This is a genomic window from Conchiformibius steedae (assembly GCF_014054725.1).
Taxonomy (GTDB): Bacteria; Pseudomonadota; Gammaproteobacteria; order Burkholderiales; family Neisseriaceae; genus Conchiformibius; species Conchiformibius steedae.
On the sequence record NZ_CP059563.1, the window covers coordinates 198162 to 214405 of the forward strand.

Below are 16244 nucleotides of genomic sequence, written 5' to 3' on the forward strand. Positions count from 1 at the left end.
TGCTGTCCGTTGCTTTGAACGCGGACAAACAGGGCAGACGCTATATAATCTGCCTTTTCATACGCTGCGGAAATCGGGTTTATGCTGTATCTGTATCAGTCCAACCGTTTGGAATATTTGGCGGAAATGCTGTGCGCTGTATGGGGGGCGCAGCCTTTGGACGACCCTTTTGCCACCGAAGAAGTGGTGGTACAGAGCCAAGGCATGCGGCGATTTTTGTCGCGTTTTGCGGCGCGGCGGCTGGGCGTGTCTGCCAATGTGCGTTTCAGCCTGCCTGCGGGTTTGGCGTGGCGGCTGATGCGGCAGACTTTGGACAATGTTCCCGAACAAAGCCCGTTTGCGCCTGAAGTAATGCGTTGGCGTTTGTTGGCATTGTTTGATTCGCCACAGTTTGCCGCTGCTGATTTCTCTGCCGTGCGCGCCAAACTTGAACCCTATCTTGCCAACGGCGCACTGGCAGCCTACCAATTGGCAGGACAACTTGCCGACGTGTTTGACCATTATCAGGTGTACCGCCCGCAATGGATTGAAGCATGGCGCAAAGGGCATACCCTGCCCCATCTGCACGAAGACCAATTATGGCAGGCGCGTTTGTGGCAAAGTTTGGACGATGGCACGCAAACCCACCGTGTGGTTTTATGGCAACAATTGTTGCAACAATTGGGTAACGCCCCCTTACCGCAACGCATGACCGTTTTCGGCATTGCCACGCTTGCGCCCATGTATTTGCAACTGCTGCTGCATTTGGCACAACACTGCGATATCCACATTTACGCGCTCAACCCCAGCATGCTGTATTGGGGCGATGTAGTGGAAGCACAAACCATTTTGCAACAGGCAGGCGAACCCGATTTAAGCCGTCAGGGACACCCTTTACTGGCATCTTTAGGCAAACAGGGACGCGATTTTTTTGACGCACTCACACAGGCACAAATTTCAGCAGAACGCGATGTGTTTGACGAAACGCCTGCCTCGCCCTCACTGCTGCACACCCTGCAATACCATATTCAAAACCAAATCTTACCCGCCGAAGCCTCAAATACTTGGTTAAGCGAACACCGCGACTGGCTGGCACAGCAAAACCTCGCCGCCGATACGCCCTTGGCGCAGTTGTGCGCCGACACCAGCATTCAGATTCACAGTGCCCACAGTCCCCTGCGCGAACTGCATATTTTAAAAGACCGTTTACTAACCTTGTTGCACACGCACCCCGATTGGCAACCGCACGACATCGCTGTACTCACGCCCGATATTGCGCCGTATGCGCCGTTTATTGAAGCCGTATTCGGCGGCAGCGCAGACGGTATTGCCTTGCCCTATTCGGTATCAGACGTGCGCCTGTCGCGGCGGCAACCGCTGCTGTATGCCTTGGAACAGGCTTTGTCGCTGCTGGCAGGACGTTTTGAAGCGGAAAAACTGCTGCCGCTGCTGGACAACGAAACCGTCCAACGCCGTTTCGGTATCACTTTGGACGATTTACCGCTGCTGCACGACACGGTGGCACAACTGAATATCCGCTGGGGCGCAGATGCGGAACAACGCGCCGAACACGGCGGACAATACAATCTGTTTACTTGGCAGCAGGGTTTGGAACGCTTGATATTGGGTTGGGTCATGCCTGAAAACGGCGCATTATGGCATGGGGTTAGCCCTTGGCACGCCGCGCCCGAACAAAGCGCGGTACTGGCGCGTTTTGCCGCTTTGGTGCGCGTGTTGGCAGACACCCGCAGGCAATGGCAAACCGCCGCCACGCCCGCACAATGGGCGCAACGGCTGCGCGATTTGTGTCAGGCACTGTGTTTGGCAGACGATGGCGATGCCGATGCGCTGTCGCAATGGGAACAGGCGTTGGCGGATTGGACGACACACGCCGACAGCGCGGGTTTTGAACAGGCAATCGGCAGCGACACCGCCGTTGCCCATGTGCGCCGTTTTCTCGGCAGCCAAAGCGATGCGGGCTTTTTGCGCGGCGGGATGACATTTTGCAGCATGGTGCCCATGCGTTCGCTGCCGTTTAAAGCCGTGTGTCTGCTGGGTTTGAATGACGGGCAGTTTCCGCGCAACACCTCTGCTTCGCCTTTTGATTTGATTGCCAAACACCCCGAAAAAGGCGACCGCGCCCGCCGTGATGACGACCGTTATCTGTTTTTGGAAGCCATACTCAGCGCGCGTGAAGTGCTGTATTTGTCGTATGTGGGCAGAAGCGTCCGCAGCAATGACGCGCTTGCGCCCTCGGTGCTGTTATACGAATTGGCAGACAGCGTGGCGGCGTTGTCGGGCGTGCCTGCAAACGAATTGATGGACAAATGGGTGTTGCAACACCCGCTACAAGGCTTTTCGCCGCGCTATTTTGACGGTACGCCGCGTTTGCACGGCAGCCGCAGCGATTACGCCGCCGCTTTAAACCAAATCCCCACCACCGCTGCACCGTTTCTGCCCGATGTGCCTGACGACACCCCCGCCGTTGCCCCTGCCGCGCCCGTACCGCAAAGCCGTTTTTTACACTTTTGGCGCAACCCGCCGCGCAGTTATTTAAAACAGCATTTGGATTGGCAAGCCCCGCACAGCGGCGAAGAATGGGTCAGCAGCGAACCGTTTATGCCCGAACAGCCCCATCTGCTTGACCAAGCCTATTTACACGCCCGCGAACACGGTTTGCCGTTTGATGAGCTGGCAGACGAATTGGGCGCACAAAGCCTGTTGCCCGCAGGACGTTTGGGGACATTGGCACAACACGATTTTGCTGCCCGTGCCGCTGCTTTAGACGGCGAAATTTTACGCAGTCCGCGCCTGCCCGAACAAAACGGCGTATTAAACGGCGCAGCCGGTGCGCTTGCCTACCGCTTGCCGCACTGCCGCCAACACGGACAAATCATCGCCGCTGCCGATTTTGTCCGTTCGCGCCAAGCCAAACCCTCTGCTGCCGACCAAATTGAACTGCTGCTTACCCATTTGATTTACTGCGCCGTTTTGCCCGACAGCCTGCCCGAAGCGCAACGCCACACCCATTGCATCAGCCTGTTTGCTTCCATTACTTTGCCGCCGCTGCCGCAAGCGCAGGCACAAGATGCCCTACAACAATGGCTTGCCGCCTACCACGCAGGACAACATGCCCCGCTGCCGTTTTTTCCGCGCATGAGCTTACGCGCCGCCGTCAAGTTTTATACAGACGGGCAAGACTGGGAAAAAGCCCAAGCCAAAGCCGCAGAAGTCTATCACGGCGGTTTTCACGGCTTTGCCCAAGCCGATTATCCCGAAATCAAACTGCTGTACGGGCGCGACCCCGAAGCCGAACCGCCCTACCGTTTGCCCGCCTTCCGCCGTTTGGTGGAAAACCTGTTTGCCCCGTTTGGCGAATGTCTGTCTGCATTAAACAGCGAAGACGAAAAATAACAAACGGCAGGAATTCCCTTTCCTGCCGTTTTATGCAAAAACTTGATTATTTAAACCACTTATCCACAATCTGCTGATAAGTTCCGTCTTTTTTCATCGCATCTAAAGCATTATTGACCTTGTCCAGCAGCACCGTATCGTCTTTACGCACCACAAAACCGTAATAATCTTTGGCATAGCCGTTGTCCACTACCAAATGCAAACCGTCATCGGGATGATTGGCAACAAACGTCCCCATAATAGACGAATCCCCCAAAGTCGCCACAGCCTCACCACTGATAACCTTTTGCACCGTCAGCCACGAACTTTCGGCATACACTGCATAGTCAGAACTGTTTTTATTCAATTCCAACAACAACTTTTCATGCCCCGAATAGCGTTTTACCGATACATTGCGCTGCGCCAAATCTTTAAAACTCTTCACATTTGGGTCTTTGGTTACAATCACCACAGGGCTCACTTCCAAATAATCTTGGCTCATGCCGTATTTGGCTTTGCGCTCTTCGGTAATACTGATGCCGCTTGCCAACAAATCTGCCTGCCCCGCTTCCAAAGCGGCAAACAGCTGCGCCCACGGCAAATAGCCGTAATCAAAACTGATGCCGCTGCGTTTGGCGATTTCCTGCAAAATATCGTGTTCAAAGCCCTGCGGCGCACCCGTTGCCGAACGGAAATTTAAGGGCGCATAGCCCGGTGGCGACATCCGCACACGGTACACGCTGCCTGATGCGGGCGCGGAAGCGGCTGCAGGGGCATCGTTATTTTGCTTACCGCAAGCCCCCAACAGAATACACGCCGCTGCCCACACGGGGATAAACACATATTTCATCAGCATTCCTTCCTTTTGATTGAGTAGCGCCCTGAAGTTTTACCCATCGCAGCGGGACGGATAAACGGCTGCTTGCAAATTATTCTGATGCTGCCAATTTTTTTAAGTCTCTGGCCATACAAAATTCGCGTAAAGCAGGATTGGTTTCAGGCAGCGTGAATTGGTTAAAGTTGGTTTCGCCAGCATCGTGTGCCTGCATCAATTTAACCAAATCTTCCAATGAGCCAATATGCGGCAGATAATACATCAACATATCGGCTGCCGCTTCCACCAATTTAACCCATTCGTCATATTCACTGATTTTCCAACTCCCCCGCATACCACGCTCATGTCTGTCAACCTGAAGATTGGGATGGGCTTTGTCGGGTAAGCCATAAAAACCAAAAAAACTAATATTTATTTGCTTAAGTAAATGCGCAGTTAAAAGAGGTATAAGCTGCATTGCTGGTTCTTTGTATTCTTTTTTTGGAATAATATCTATGAAGCAATCAAATTCATAGAATCCTTCCTTAAATTTATCTTTATCCGTATAAAGAAAAAAATCCAAATAACAAAAATCCGTCTTGATGGACAGATATTCTTCAGGGAGAAGCTGATATTTTTTTAATAATGCCTGATACGGTTTCCCCAAGCGTGCTTTAATTATTTTAGATGCCAAACGTTTTCTTTGCGCATCACTAATCGGAATTTGCGGTTTATTGCGGTCGGCAATCAATTCTTGAATATGCTGCTGCCACTCTTTCTCGTATTGTTCAACAAATTCCTGCCAGTGAAATGCTTGGTCTTGCCCGTCAAATGCCGTGCCGTCAGGCAGAAACACACAATCCATATCGCGGTGAAACACCACCAGATTGTTTTCGCAGGCAGCGCGGACAATGGCGGCGGCAAAGCTGTTTTGGCATTGCTTGGGCGACTGTTCAAAACAGTATTCGACCTTCAGCATTCGGGCGGTTTCGGAAGCGATGTTAAAACACATTTCCAAGCCTTCATCGCCTTCATAAAACTGCCATGCTTCACGGATATATTCCGCCATTTTTGCACCGAATGCCGCCATGTGCGGATTGGGTTCGGCTTCTTTGTAACCGCCTAATGGATAGGATATTTTAATGGCTTCTTCGTAAGTTTTCGGAATGCCGTATTTGGCGTCCCAAACGTAAATGCCGTTGCTACTCATGGGTTTGTTCCTTATGGATAATGGAAAAGATGAAAGTGGTGCGTACTGTATCAATACGGTCAATTTTGGGAAAACCAAGCATTTTAGTCCTGTTAAATGTATGGATTACCCTGTATAACATTGCCATTATAGGACAGGACGGGTTGAAATGCTTGCAATAATCGTGCAGGGATATCAGCCGCGCAAATTGCGCCCCCAACCGTTGGGGTCGGGCTGCCAGTCCACACTTTCGCCGCGCATCAGTGCCTGCAGCATGGCAGCCGTCTCAATATGGTGGCTTTTGGCTGCTTCCATCATGCGGGTATTGGCAAAAAACGATAAATCAGGGTCGTACATTTCGGCGGATTTTTCCATTTGCCACACATCGCGCTGCTGGTAAAAACGGCGCAGTTCGGCGGCTTTGGGCGGGGCAACGCCTAAAATTTCCAAGGCAATCTGTCCGCCGCGCATCGCCGAATCAAAGGTTTCGCGGATAATGCAGCTTGCGCCCGCATGATACAGGTCGTAAGCATGGGTGCGGTTGTGGGCGCGGGCAATAATCGGCAGCTTGGGATAATGGCGGCGTACAAATTCCACCACTTCCACCGACTGCTGACGGTTACCGATACATACAGCCAACAGTTTCGCGCTATCCAGCCCTGCCGATGCCAGCAGTTCGGGGCGCGTGGCATCGCCGTAATAAGTTTTAATACCCAAAGTAGTGAGTTGTTCCACAGTTTCTGCCTGATGGTCAATAATGGTGGTGGCAAAACCGCAGCTGTTAAGCAGACTGTTAAACTGATGCCCGAAACGTCCGTGTCCCAGCAAAATCACGGGATTGGCGGCGTGGATTTCATCGTGGGCGCGTTCGGAAGCGGGGTTTTGATGACGGCGGTGATAACGCGCTGCCAATACTTTTTCATAAAAAATAAACAATAAGGGGGTTAGCACCATAGAAAGTGCCACCACCAACGCAATTCTGTCCAACCATTGTGCATTCAAAACTTTACTGTGATTGGCGATAGACAGCAGCACAAAACCAAATTCCCCTGCCTGTGCCAAACTGAGCGCAAACAGTTTCGCCCCCAAAGCAGGCAAACGGAATAATTTTCCCAAAATCCATAAAATTAAGGCTTTAACCGCCAATGTTGCCACGGTTAAACCCGCAATCAGCCAAAATTCGCGCCCCAACACGGCAAAATTCATGCCTGCGCCCACGGTAATAAAAAACAAGCCCAATAACAAACCTTTAAACGGTTCTAAATTGCTTTCCATTTCGTGACGGTAGCTGCTGTTTGCCAACGCCACGCCCGCAATAAACGCGCCCAAAGCAGGCGACAAACCAATCAGCGACATCAGCGCGGCAATCCCCACCACCAATGCCAGCGTAAACATGGTAAACATTTCGCGCAAACGGGTTTTACTGATAAAACGGAAGACCACAGGCACAGCAAAACGCACCGTCAGCACAATCAGCACAATCGCCGCCACGCTTACCGATGCCTGCACCCAACCTGCTTGGTGCGCCAAAATATCCGTGCCGTGTGCCGTTTCGGGGTCAGAGACGGGCGCAACGGCTAACAAAGGCAGCAATGCCAACATCGGAATCGCCGCCACATCCTGAAACAGCAGCACCGCAAAACCCGCTTGTCCGCCTGCGGTGGTCATCAGGTTTTTTTCAGAAAAGGTTTGCAACACAATGGCAGTGGACGACAATGCCAAAATACAGCCGATTGCCACGCCCGTGCGCCAGTCCAAACCAAAATACAGCGCAATGCCCGCTATTGCCGCCACCGTCAGTGTCACCTGCAAACCGCCCAAACCCAACAGCTTATGGCGCATCTGCCACAGCATTTGCGGGGCAAGTTCCAAACCCACCAAAAACAGCATCATCACCACGCCAAATTCGGCAATATGTTGGATTTTTTCGGTTTCTTCACCCACAAAACCAAACACAGGACCAATCAGTATGCCCGCAGTCAGATAACCCAGTACCGAACCGAGTCCGAATTTCTGCGACACCAGCACCGCCGTTACCGCAAAAAACAGATACATACAGGTGTAAAGCAGAATATCGGTCATCAGATTGCCCCCGTGTGTGAATCAAAAAAGCGCGATTGTAGCGGAATTTAGTCGCCATCGTTGATGAAAATAAAAACGAGACAAGGCGACAACGCCCGCCGTGTACGATTGAGTACATCAGGGCGTTGGCAACGCCGTATCGTTAAGATTTTAATCAACGATAAAACAGGGTAGGGATAGAATATCCACAGGCGCATCGGCAGCAAAATCCCAATCCCATTGTTCGGGCTGTTCGTGCGCGGGAATATAGCCCCAACGTGCCAACACGGTTTGCATGCCTGCGGCACGTCCTGCCTGCATATCGCGCTCGGCATCGCCCACATACAGGCAGTTTTCAGCAGCCACCCCCGCCAAACGGCAGGCGTGGTGCATAGGCAAAACGCTGGGTTTGGCTTCGGCACAGGTATCGCCGCACACCACCGCTGCTGGCGCACAGGCAAAACCCAGCTTCGGCAGCAAATCTTCGGCAAAACGCTGCGGTTTGTTGGTGATGATGCCCCATGCCAAGCCTTTGGCTGCCAAGCCTTGCAATAAGGCGTTTACCCCATCAAACAAACGGCTGTCCTGATGGGCGCGTTGCCGATAGGCGCTTAAATAATCCTGTTGCCACAGGCTGAAATCGGATTGTTCGGGCGCAATGCCTGCCAAACCCAATAACGCCACCGAACCATGCCCCGCCAAAGCGCGTGCCAATGCGTATTCGGGCGCAGGCATGCCGTGCTGCTGCAACACCGTTGCCAATGCGCCGACCAAATCGGGCGCGGTATCGGCAAGCGTACCGTCCAAATCAAAAAAAACCGCTTCCAATGCCATGTTTTTGTCCTAATAAAAAACAGGATTGTAACCCGAAGCGTACACAACTTTACAAAAGATTGCCCCATGCCATTTTTACCGATACAATCGTCTTTCCTTTTTCCACCATAACCCAGAGAAGATAACCCAAATGAAAAAACATCTGTTGGCGACATTCGTCCTGTTTGCCCTGACAGCCTGCGGCGGTCAGCAAAATAACACCCAAAACCAAGCAGCCGCGCCTGCGCCCGCATCAGGCAGCGCCGCCGCCCCTGCTGCCGATTTGCCGCAAACCGACACCCTTAATATTTTCAACTGGTCCAACTATGTGGACGAAAGCACCGTAGAAGACTTCAAAAAAGCCAACAACTTGAAGCTGACCTACGATTTATACGAAAACAACGAAGCCTTGGAAGCCAAAATGCTGACTGGCAAATCGGGTTACGATTTGGCGGTTCCGGGCATCGCCTTTTTACCGCGCCAAATCAAAGCAGGCGCGTATCAAAAAATCAACAAAGATTTGCTTCCCAATTACAAAAACATCGACCCCGAATTGCTGAAGCTGCTGGAAAGCGCCGACCCCGGTAACGAATACGCCGTACCGTATTTTTCAGGCGCAAACACCTTGGCAATTACCGCCAAAGGCATTGAAGCCCTAGGCGGCAAAGACAAACTGCCCGAAAACGGCTGGGATTTGCTGTTTAAACCCGAATACACCAACAAGCTGAAACAATGCGGCGTTGCCCTGTGGGATACCCCCAGCGAAATGTTCCCCATTGTGCTGAACTACATCGGCAAAGACCCCAAAGGCGATAATCCCGACGATTTGAAAGCCGCTGCAGACGTCTTGCAAGCCATCCGTCCCGATGTGAAACAGTTTAGCGCGTCTTACATCGATTCGCTGGCGCGTGGCGATTTCTGCTTGGTGGCAGGTAACGGCGGCGACCTGAACATGGCGAAAAAACGTTCGGAAGAAGTGAAAAGCAATGTCGGTATTGAAGTGCTGACCCCCAAAGGCATGGGCTTTTGGGTAGAATCGTGGGTGATTCCCAAAGACGCGAAAAACGTTGCCAACGCCCACAAATACATCAACTACACGCTTGACCCCGAAATCGCCGCCAAAAATGCTTTGGAAGTGACTTTTGCGCCCGCCAGCCTGCCTGCGCGTGAAAAACTGCCCAAAGAACTGGTGGAAACCCGTTCCATCTTCCCCACTGCCGATGATATGAAAAACGGTTTTGTGATGCCGCAAATGAGCGACGAAGCCAAAAAAACCACCACCGCGCTGTGGCAAAAACTGAAAATGGGTAAATAATAAACCTTTTTTAATCTAAAAAAGCTGTCTGAATACCGTTCAGACAGCTTTGTTTTTCAATCGGATTGGATATGAGCCCCACCCTACACACCCTCAACCGCCTGCTGCCGCAGACCCAATGCCGCGAATGCGGTTATCAAGGCTGCGAACCCTATGCCCAAGCCCTGTTATCAGGCGAAGCCCCCATTAATTTGTGCGCCCCCGGTGGCGACACCGTGATGCACGACCTCGCCCGAACGCTGCAACGCCCGCCACTCGCCCCCGCCAAAACCCAAGCCCCTGCCCTTGCCCTGATAGACGAAAACGTCTGCATCGGCTGCGTGGCGTGCATCCGCGTTTGCCCTGTGGATGCCATTTTGGGCGCAACCAAGCAAATGCACACCGTTTTAACTGACGAATGCACGGGCTGCGGTTTGTGCGTACCGTCCTGCCCTGTGGACTGCATCAGCATGGTTGCCGTAAACGACACCCACCTGCCGCGCAACCGCTTTTTGGGACAACACGAAAACGAAGCACGTTTTCAAGCATCTGCACACGCGCAAAGCCGTTATCAGCAGCAGCAAACGCGCCGTCAAAATCCCACCCAACCCACACAGCAAAAGCGCAGCCAAACCGCAGCCGCCAATCCCGCTGCCCTGATTGCTCAAGCCATGGCACGCGCCCAAGCCCAACAGCACAGCAGTCCCGCCGCCAACCGCGAGCAGTTCCGCCAACGCCAATTGGCAGAAGCCCAAGCCAAAGCCGCCTACCGCCGCGCCCTGCGCGATGTGCAATACGGCAACGCACAAGAAAAAGCCGATGCCTTGGCATGGCTGCGCCAACACAAAGCCGAGCAGGAAGCCCAAGCAGCATCAGACTGAAATATTGCCCCGCGCCCCAATCAACGTTATGATTATCCGTTTTTTGTTTCAAAATAAATCAAGATGTCAGCCATTCCCGACCAAGTGCGCCGCCGCCGCACCTTCGCCATTATTTCCCACCCCGACGCGGGTAAAACCACCCTTACCGAAAAACTGCTGCTGTTTTCAGGTGCCATTCAAAGCGCAGGCACGGTAAAAGGCAAAAAAACAGGCAAATTCGCCACGTCCGACTGGATGGAAATCGAGCAGCAACGCGGCATTTCCGTGGCATCGTCCGTGATGCAGTTTGACTACCGCGAACACACCGTCAATCTGCTGGACACCCCCGGTCACCAAGACTTTTCCGAAGACACCTACCGCGTTTTAACGGCGGTGGACAGCGCGTTAATGGTGATTGACGCCGCCAAAGGCGTGGAAGCACAAACCATTAAATTATTGAATGTTTGTCGCATGCGCCACACTCCCATCGTTACCTTTATGAACAAATATGACCGCGAAGTGCGTGATTCTTTGGAATTGCTGGACGAAGTGGAAAATATTTTAAAAATCCGTTGTGCGCCTGTCACTTGGCCCATCGGCATGGGCAAAAACTTCAAAGGCGTTTACCATATTTTAAACGACGAAGTGTATCTGTTTGATGCGGGTGGCGAAAAACTGCCGCATGAATTTGAAGTGATTCAAGGCATTAACAATCCGCGTTTGGACGAGTTGTTTCCCTTGGAAATGCAGCAGTTGCGCGATGAAATCGAGCTGGTGCAAGCCGCTTCCAACGAGTTTGATTTGCAAGAGTTTTTGGCAGGCGAACTGACGCCCGTGTTTTTCGGTTCGGCGATTAACAATTTCGGCGTGCAGGAAATTTTAAACGCGCTGATTGACTGGGCGCCTGCGCCGCAACCGCGTGATGCCACCGTGCGCAGCGTATCGCCTGACGAAAGCAAATTTTCAGGCTTTATCTTTAAAATTCAAGCCAATATGGACCCGAAACACCGCGACCGCATCGCCTTTTTGCGCGTGTGTTCGGGCAAATTTGAACGTGGCATGAAAATCAAACACTTGCGTATCAACCGCGACATCGCCGCGTCCAGCGTGGTCACGTTTATGTCGCATGCGCGTGAGCTGGTGGAAGAAGCCTATGCGGGCGATATTATCGGCATTCCCAATCACGGTAACATTCAGATTGGCGACAGTTTTTCCGAAGGCGAAGCCTTGGCGTTTACGGGCATTCCGTTTTTTGCGCCCGAATTGTTCCGCAGTGTGCGTATTAAAAACCCTTTAAAAATTAAACAACTGCAAAAGGGTTTGCAGCAGCTTGGCGAAGAAGGCGCGGTGCAGGTGTTTAAACCGCATTCGGGCGCGGATTTGATTTTGGGCGCGGTGGGCGTGTTGCAGTTTGAAGTGGTCACGGCGCGTTTGGCGGCGGAATACGGCGTGGAAGCGGTGTTTGACAATGTGTCGGTGTGGTCGGCGCGTTGGGTGTCGTGCGCCGACAGAAAGAAATTGGCGGAATTTGAAAAGGCGAATGCGGCGAATTTGTCCACCGATGCAGGCGGAAATTTGGCGTATCTCGCGCCCAACCGCGTCAATTTGAATTTAACGCAGGAACGTTGGCCCGATATTGTCTTCCACGAAACGCGCGAACATTCGGCGAATTTAAACGGATAAAGACATAAAAAAGCAGGCAGCCAAAGGCTGCCTGAAATACCTCAAATCAGAGATTTTACGCTTCACAAACATGGGGTTGGGAAACCCCGCAGATTTTCATCTGCCTCTGCAGCCCTGCCCGAAAGGAGTAAAAAGCAAAGCCGCAAAGCCGGTACGTTTATTATTGTGTAGTGATATGTAAGCGATAGTATCGGGTTTTGCCTGCCTTGCCAAGTGGCAAATGGCATTTAGGCGAAAATTCGCCACTTTATGTAAAGAAAATGTATTTTTCAGATAGTTTATTGCAACTTATTGTAAAATTAAGGCGAGTTGTTACTCGCATCTAAAATAAAACCATCCCGCCACACGGCGGGATGGGATTTACCACATTTTATCCAGCCAAGCCGATACCTGCTGGCGCACTTCGGCACGCAAACCGCGACTGAGCAAACGTGCCAAATCGTCCTGCTTGGGCGTGTAGTCCACCAGTTCGGGGGCTTTCACCACATCACGCGCCACGCTGTAAATGCTGCCCGTGCCGTCAGTCAAACCCACTTTCTGCGCTTCAATGCCTGTGTAAACGCGCCCGCTGAATACATCAGGATGTTCTTTTTCTTTCAAACGGTTGCCACGACCTGCACGCACTGCTTTAATAAATTCGCCGTGAATTTGCGTCAGCATTTGCTGCCAGATGGCGATTTGTTCGGGGGTTTCGGGACTAAAGGGGTCGCCCATGCCTTTATTGCTGCCTGCGGTACGCACACGGCGTTTGATACCCAGTTTGTCCATCAGCCCTGTGGCATCAAAGCTGCTACCCACCACGCCGATGCTGCCGACAATGCTGGACGGGTCGGCATAAATTTTATCCGCCGCCGCCGCAATATAGTAACAACCCGAAGCGCACAAATCTTCCGCCACCACATACACGGGAATGTCTTTGTGTTCGTTTTTCAAACGGCGCACCTCTTCAAAAGCAGTATTGGACACCACAGGCGAACCACCAGGGCTGTTGGCGCGGATAATAATGCCTTTGACATTCTCGTTTTCATAAGCCGCTTCCATGCCTTCGCGCAAAATGGCAACATGGTCGGTGTATTCGTCGCCGCCGATTTCGCCCACCAAATCAATCACAGCGGTATGGTCATCATGCGTGGCGGGATTGATTTTTTCATTACCGCCGTTTAAAGCGGCAGCAGCCACGCTTAAAAACACCAGCACCCCCACCCCACGCCACACCATTTTCCAAATACGGGCGCGACGCTGTTCGCGGTAGGCTTCCAACAACACATCACGCAGGGTATCGCGTTCCCAACTTTCGCCTGAAGGTGCGGGGGATTCGCCATCGCCACTGCGGCGGATACGGTAAGTCATCATTTTTCCTTTTTAAACGGTAAACACACAGTATTATATAAAAAAATTCAGGCAGTTTGGCATCTATCTCTGCCAACTGCCCGAATGCTTTGGTTTAGTGTTCGCGGGCGTGGTTAATGGTGTATTTGGGGATTTCCACCACCAAATCCGCATCTGCCACCACTGCCTGACAGCTCAAACGCGAATCCGCTTCCAAACCCCATGCTTGGTCAAGCAGGTCTTCTTCCAATTCAGTCGGTTCGGTTAAGCTGTCAAAACCCTGACGGATAATCACATGGCAGGTGGTGCAGGCACAGGATTTTTCGCAAGCGTGGTCAATATCAATATCGTTTTCCAGCAATACATCGCACACGGTGCTGCCTGAAGCAGCATTTTCAATCACTTTGCCTTCGGGGCAAAATTCGGCGTGCGGTAAAACGGTAATTTTAGGCATAATTATTTTCTCAATCATTCCAGTGTGTGAAAGGGCGGTATTGTACTGCAAGAGTGGTGAAAATGTTAGGTTGGGTCATTATCATAAACATTAGTGGCTTTTATCAATCAGCCAACCCAGCCTGTTTTTAGGCTAAAATTTTACCAAAGCCCTAGGTACGACAATCACACCCAACCAACAGGAAAAACCATCATGAAAACCGTTAAATTGCTATATCTTGCTACTCTTTCACTATATTTATTGGCATGCACAGAAAAGCAAGAAAATCAAGCCCAGTACCCTGCCCCTGTGGTGTATGACTACAGAGATGAAAAAAATCAAGATGCTTATTCAAGATATAGGCGAGCCAATAAGGTAGATTGGGGTTATTTGAATTCAGATGAAATCAGAAAAACATTAGGTAAGCAAACCATACCCGATGGTATTCACGGAAAATTTTATATCCATAAAATAGAAGCACGACATCAAAGGATTTTAGACACTTTTACCAGTAAAGAAGAAGTAATTAACTATTATACTTCTAAATTTTCAGATAAACCCTGCAAGGAGAATAATGTACAAGGATTAGTGTGTTTGGAAAGTAAGACGGTATATAACTATTTTTACTTGCCCAATATTAACACAAATCTTTCAAAAAGAACTAATTTTCCCAGTTTTTTGTTTGCTTGTGATAGAGGGGGGGATTTTAACTGTAGTACTACAAAAATAGCATCTCCCCTCCCCTACAATATAAGTGTACGTATTCACTTTAATCATCCAAGCTATATCTTCCCTATTTTGGATTATATTGACCAACACTTTTACAACACATTAGGAGTTTATTTATGGCAACCTTTACCCAATAAACAGTAAGCACGACAAGCTTTAATCCCATTATTCAAGGTTATCGTGCTGCTATCTTGCCCTTAATGCGCCTTATGCGTGGTGCTGTATACAATCTTATCCGTCCACGCCATCGTTACCGCCGATACCAAAAAGCCCAAATGCAGCAGCAGTTGCCACTTAATTTGGCTTTCGGGCAGATTGCCTGCGTTAATAAAGGTTTGCAGCAGGTGGATAGACGAAATGCTGATAATCGCCATCGACAGTTTAACTTTTAGCACCGAAGCATTTACATGGCTAAGCCATTCGGGTTGGTCGGGGTGGTCGTCCACATGCAGGCGCGATACGAAAATTTCATAACCGCCAATCAATACCATAATCAATAAGTTGGCAATCATCACCACGTCAATCAAACTCAATACGGTCAGCATAATGGCGTTTTCGTCCATGGTGCTTAAATTGGTCATCAAATACCACAGCGATTTGAGAAATTTATACGAATAAATGCCTTGCACCACAATCAGTCCGAGATAAATCGGCAGTTGCAGCCAACGGCTGAAAAAAATCAGTTTGCTTAATTGGGTGTGGGTGTGTTTCGCAGGCGCAGACATTTTGGTTTTCCGTGTAACAAAAATAGGCGTTATTTTAACGCAAAAGCCCGCTGGTGCGGGCTTTTCGGCATAATGGGGTTTAGTGGTGGCTGTGTCCGATTTGGAAGGTAAGCGTGGTGTAGGCGGCTAATTTTTGGCAGACTTTTTGGTCGGGATAATCGGTTTTGTGTTCCACCATGGCTTTCCAAAAGCCTTGACGCAGGGGAATAATCTCTACTGTGCCGTCGTCGCCTGTGGTATCGGAAAAGGCTTGGGCTTCGGTTTTGTGGGTTTTGCTGCGGTCTCTGGTATCAAAGCCGTCAAAGGTGGCGGTAACGGTGGCTTTGGGCAGGGGTTCGCCGTTAAACAAAACTTTGACTTTAAAGCGTTCGCCCACATGGATATTGGCGGGATTGTCTAAAGGCACAATTTCCAGCACTTGTCCAACAGGACGGGTAATCACGGTTTTACCTGCGCTTTCGTGTCCGACATTGACAATATTTTTGCCGTACATGCGGGTTTGTTCGCAGTAGGTGGCATCGGTCATTTGGGTCATGTTTTGCTGTTTCCAGCCGTCGGCGTTTTTAGACCAATAGGTGGGCTGGTATTCGGCAGTTACCAAATAGCTGCCGTCTTTAACGGGGGCGGCGCTTTGGTATTGGTAGTTGTGTAATCCTTTGCGGACAAGGTCTTGTTTGCCTTGCTCGGTAATCAGTTGCATGGGTTTGCGGAAAATATGCAAACGGTCGTCGGCAATGCGTTCAAATTCGGGAAATTCGCCGTAGCCCAATTCGGCTTTGAGGATTTCGCCGCCGTGGGTGTGGTCGGTGGACACCCACACGCGGTGGGCATGGGCGGAAGTAAACAGGGCGCACAGCAGTGCGGCGGAAACGATGCGTTTCATCAATATTCCTTCTGGGTTTGAAGCCCCGCCGTAAACGGCGGTTAAAAAAGCTGAAATGT

General features: G+C 50.9%; 13 protein-coding genes. 5 read left to right on the plus strand and 8 right to left on the minus strand.

Going from position 1 to position 16244, the window contains the following annotated elements:
* The first annotated feature begins 81 nt into the window (after positions 1 to 81).
* Entirely contained in the window at positions 82 to 3393 is a 3312-nt protein-coding gene (gene recC / locus H3L98_RS01360; protein ID WP_027021973.1) for an exodeoxyribonuclease V subunit gamma, read from the plus strand.
* A gap of 46 nt (positions 3394 to 3439) precedes the next feature.
* Here the strand turns inward: recC and H3L98_RS01365 are convergent, their stop codons facing one another.
* The 4 genes from H3L98_RS01365 to H3L98_RS01380 all read right to left on the minus strand — a co-directional run bounded on the left by H3L98_RS01365 (position 3440) and on the right by H3L98_RS01380 (position 8270).
* Positions 3440 to 4228 (minus strand): substrate-binding periplasmic protein, encoded by a 789-nt coding sequence (locus H3L98_RS01365; protein WP_027021972.1) that lies wholly within the window; start codon positions 4226 to 4228, stop codon positions 3440 to 3442.
* Between the two features lie 73 nt (positions 4229 to 4301).
* Positions 4302 to 5255 carry a hypothetical protein gene (locus H3L98_RS01370; RefSeq protein ID WP_182078442.1) on the minus strand — a complete coding sequence of 318 codons (954 nt, stop codon included), beginning with the start codon at positions 5253 to 5255 and terminating at the stop codon, positions 4302 to 4304.
* A gap of 315 nt (positions 5256 to 5570) precedes the next feature.
* Complete coding sequence (locus tag H3L98_RS01375; RefSeq protein WP_027021970.1) at positions 5571 to 7457, minus strand: monovalent cation:proton antiporter-2 (CPA2) family protein; 1887 nt, start codon at positions 7455 to 7457, stop codon at positions 5571 to 5573.
* Between the two features lie 150 nt (positions 7458 to 7607).
* Complete coding sequence (locus H3L98_RS01380) at positions 7608 to 8270, minus strand: HAD family hydrolase (RefSeq protein WP_027021969.1); 663 nt, start codon at positions 8268 to 8270, stop codon at positions 7608 to 7610.
* 130 nt (positions 8271 to 8400) lie between these two features.
* Between H3L98_RS01380 and H3L98_RS01385 the strand changes: the two genes are divergently transcribed.
* From H3L98_RS01385 to H3L98_RS01395, 3 genes are all read left to right on the plus strand, one after another.
* Positions 8401 to 9564: an extracellular solute-binding protein gene (locus H3L98_RS01385; protein WP_027021968.1), complete on the plus strand. Its 1164-nt coding sequence runs from the start codon at positions 8401 to 8403 to the stop codon at positions 9562 to 9564.
* Between the two features lie 71 nt (positions 9565 to 9635).
* On the plus strand, positions 9636 to 10424 hold the full coding sequence (locus H3L98_RS01390; RefSeq protein WP_027021967.1) for an RnfABCDGE type electron transport complex subunit B: 789 nt from the start codon (positions 9636 to 9638) through the stop codon (positions 10422 to 10424).
* A gap of 63 nt (positions 10425 to 10487) precedes the next feature.
* Positions 10488 to 12086, plus strand: a complete 1599-nt coding sequence (locus H3L98_RS01395; protein WP_027021966.1) for a peptide chain release factor 3 — start codon at positions 10488 to 10490, stop codon at positions 12084 to 12086.
* Between the two features lie 360 nt (positions 12087 to 12446).
* On the opposite strand, the gene H3L98_RS01400 is transcribed toward H3L98_RS01395, so the two are convergent.
* The gene (locus H3L98_RS01400) at positions 12447 to 13436 is read right to left on the minus strand and encodes a S49 family peptidase (RefSeq protein WP_027021965.1); all 990 of its coding nucleotides are present in this window, start codon (positions 13434 to 13436) and stop codon (positions 12447 to 12449) included.
* A gap of 94 nt (positions 13437 to 13530) precedes the next feature.
* Complete coding sequence (gene fdx / locus H3L98_RS01405) at positions 13531 to 13869, minus strand: ISC system 2Fe-2S type ferredoxin (RefSeq protein WP_027021964.1); 339 nt, start codon at positions 13867 to 13869, stop codon at positions 13531 to 13533.
* 192 nt (positions 13870 to 14061) lie between these two features.
* On the opposite strand from fdx, the gene H3L98_RS01410 reads away from it, so the two are divergent.
* A complete protein-coding gene (locus H3L98_RS01410; RefSeq protein WP_124795757.1) occupies positions 14062 to 14721 on the plus strand; it encodes a hypothetical protein in 660 nt (219 codons plus the stop codon).
* Positions 14722 to 14774: 53 nt separating this feature from the next.
* Here the strand turns inward: H3L98_RS01410 and H3L98_RS01415 are convergent, their stop codons facing one another.
* On the minus strand, positions 14775 to 15302 hold the full coding sequence (locus tag H3L98_RS01415; RefSeq protein ID WP_027022402.1) for a TIGR00645 family protein: 528 nt from the start codon (positions 15300 to 15302) through the stop codon (positions 14775 to 14777).
* A 79-nt stretch (positions 15303 to 15381) separates the two neighbouring features.
* Positions 15382 to 16185 (minus strand): DUF4198 domain-containing protein, encoded by an 804-nt coding sequence (locus tag H3L98_RS01420; RefSeq protein WP_027022403.1) that lies wholly within the window; start codon positions 16183 to 16185, stop codon positions 15382 to 15384.
* Positions 16186 to 16244: the final 59 nt, after the last annotated feature.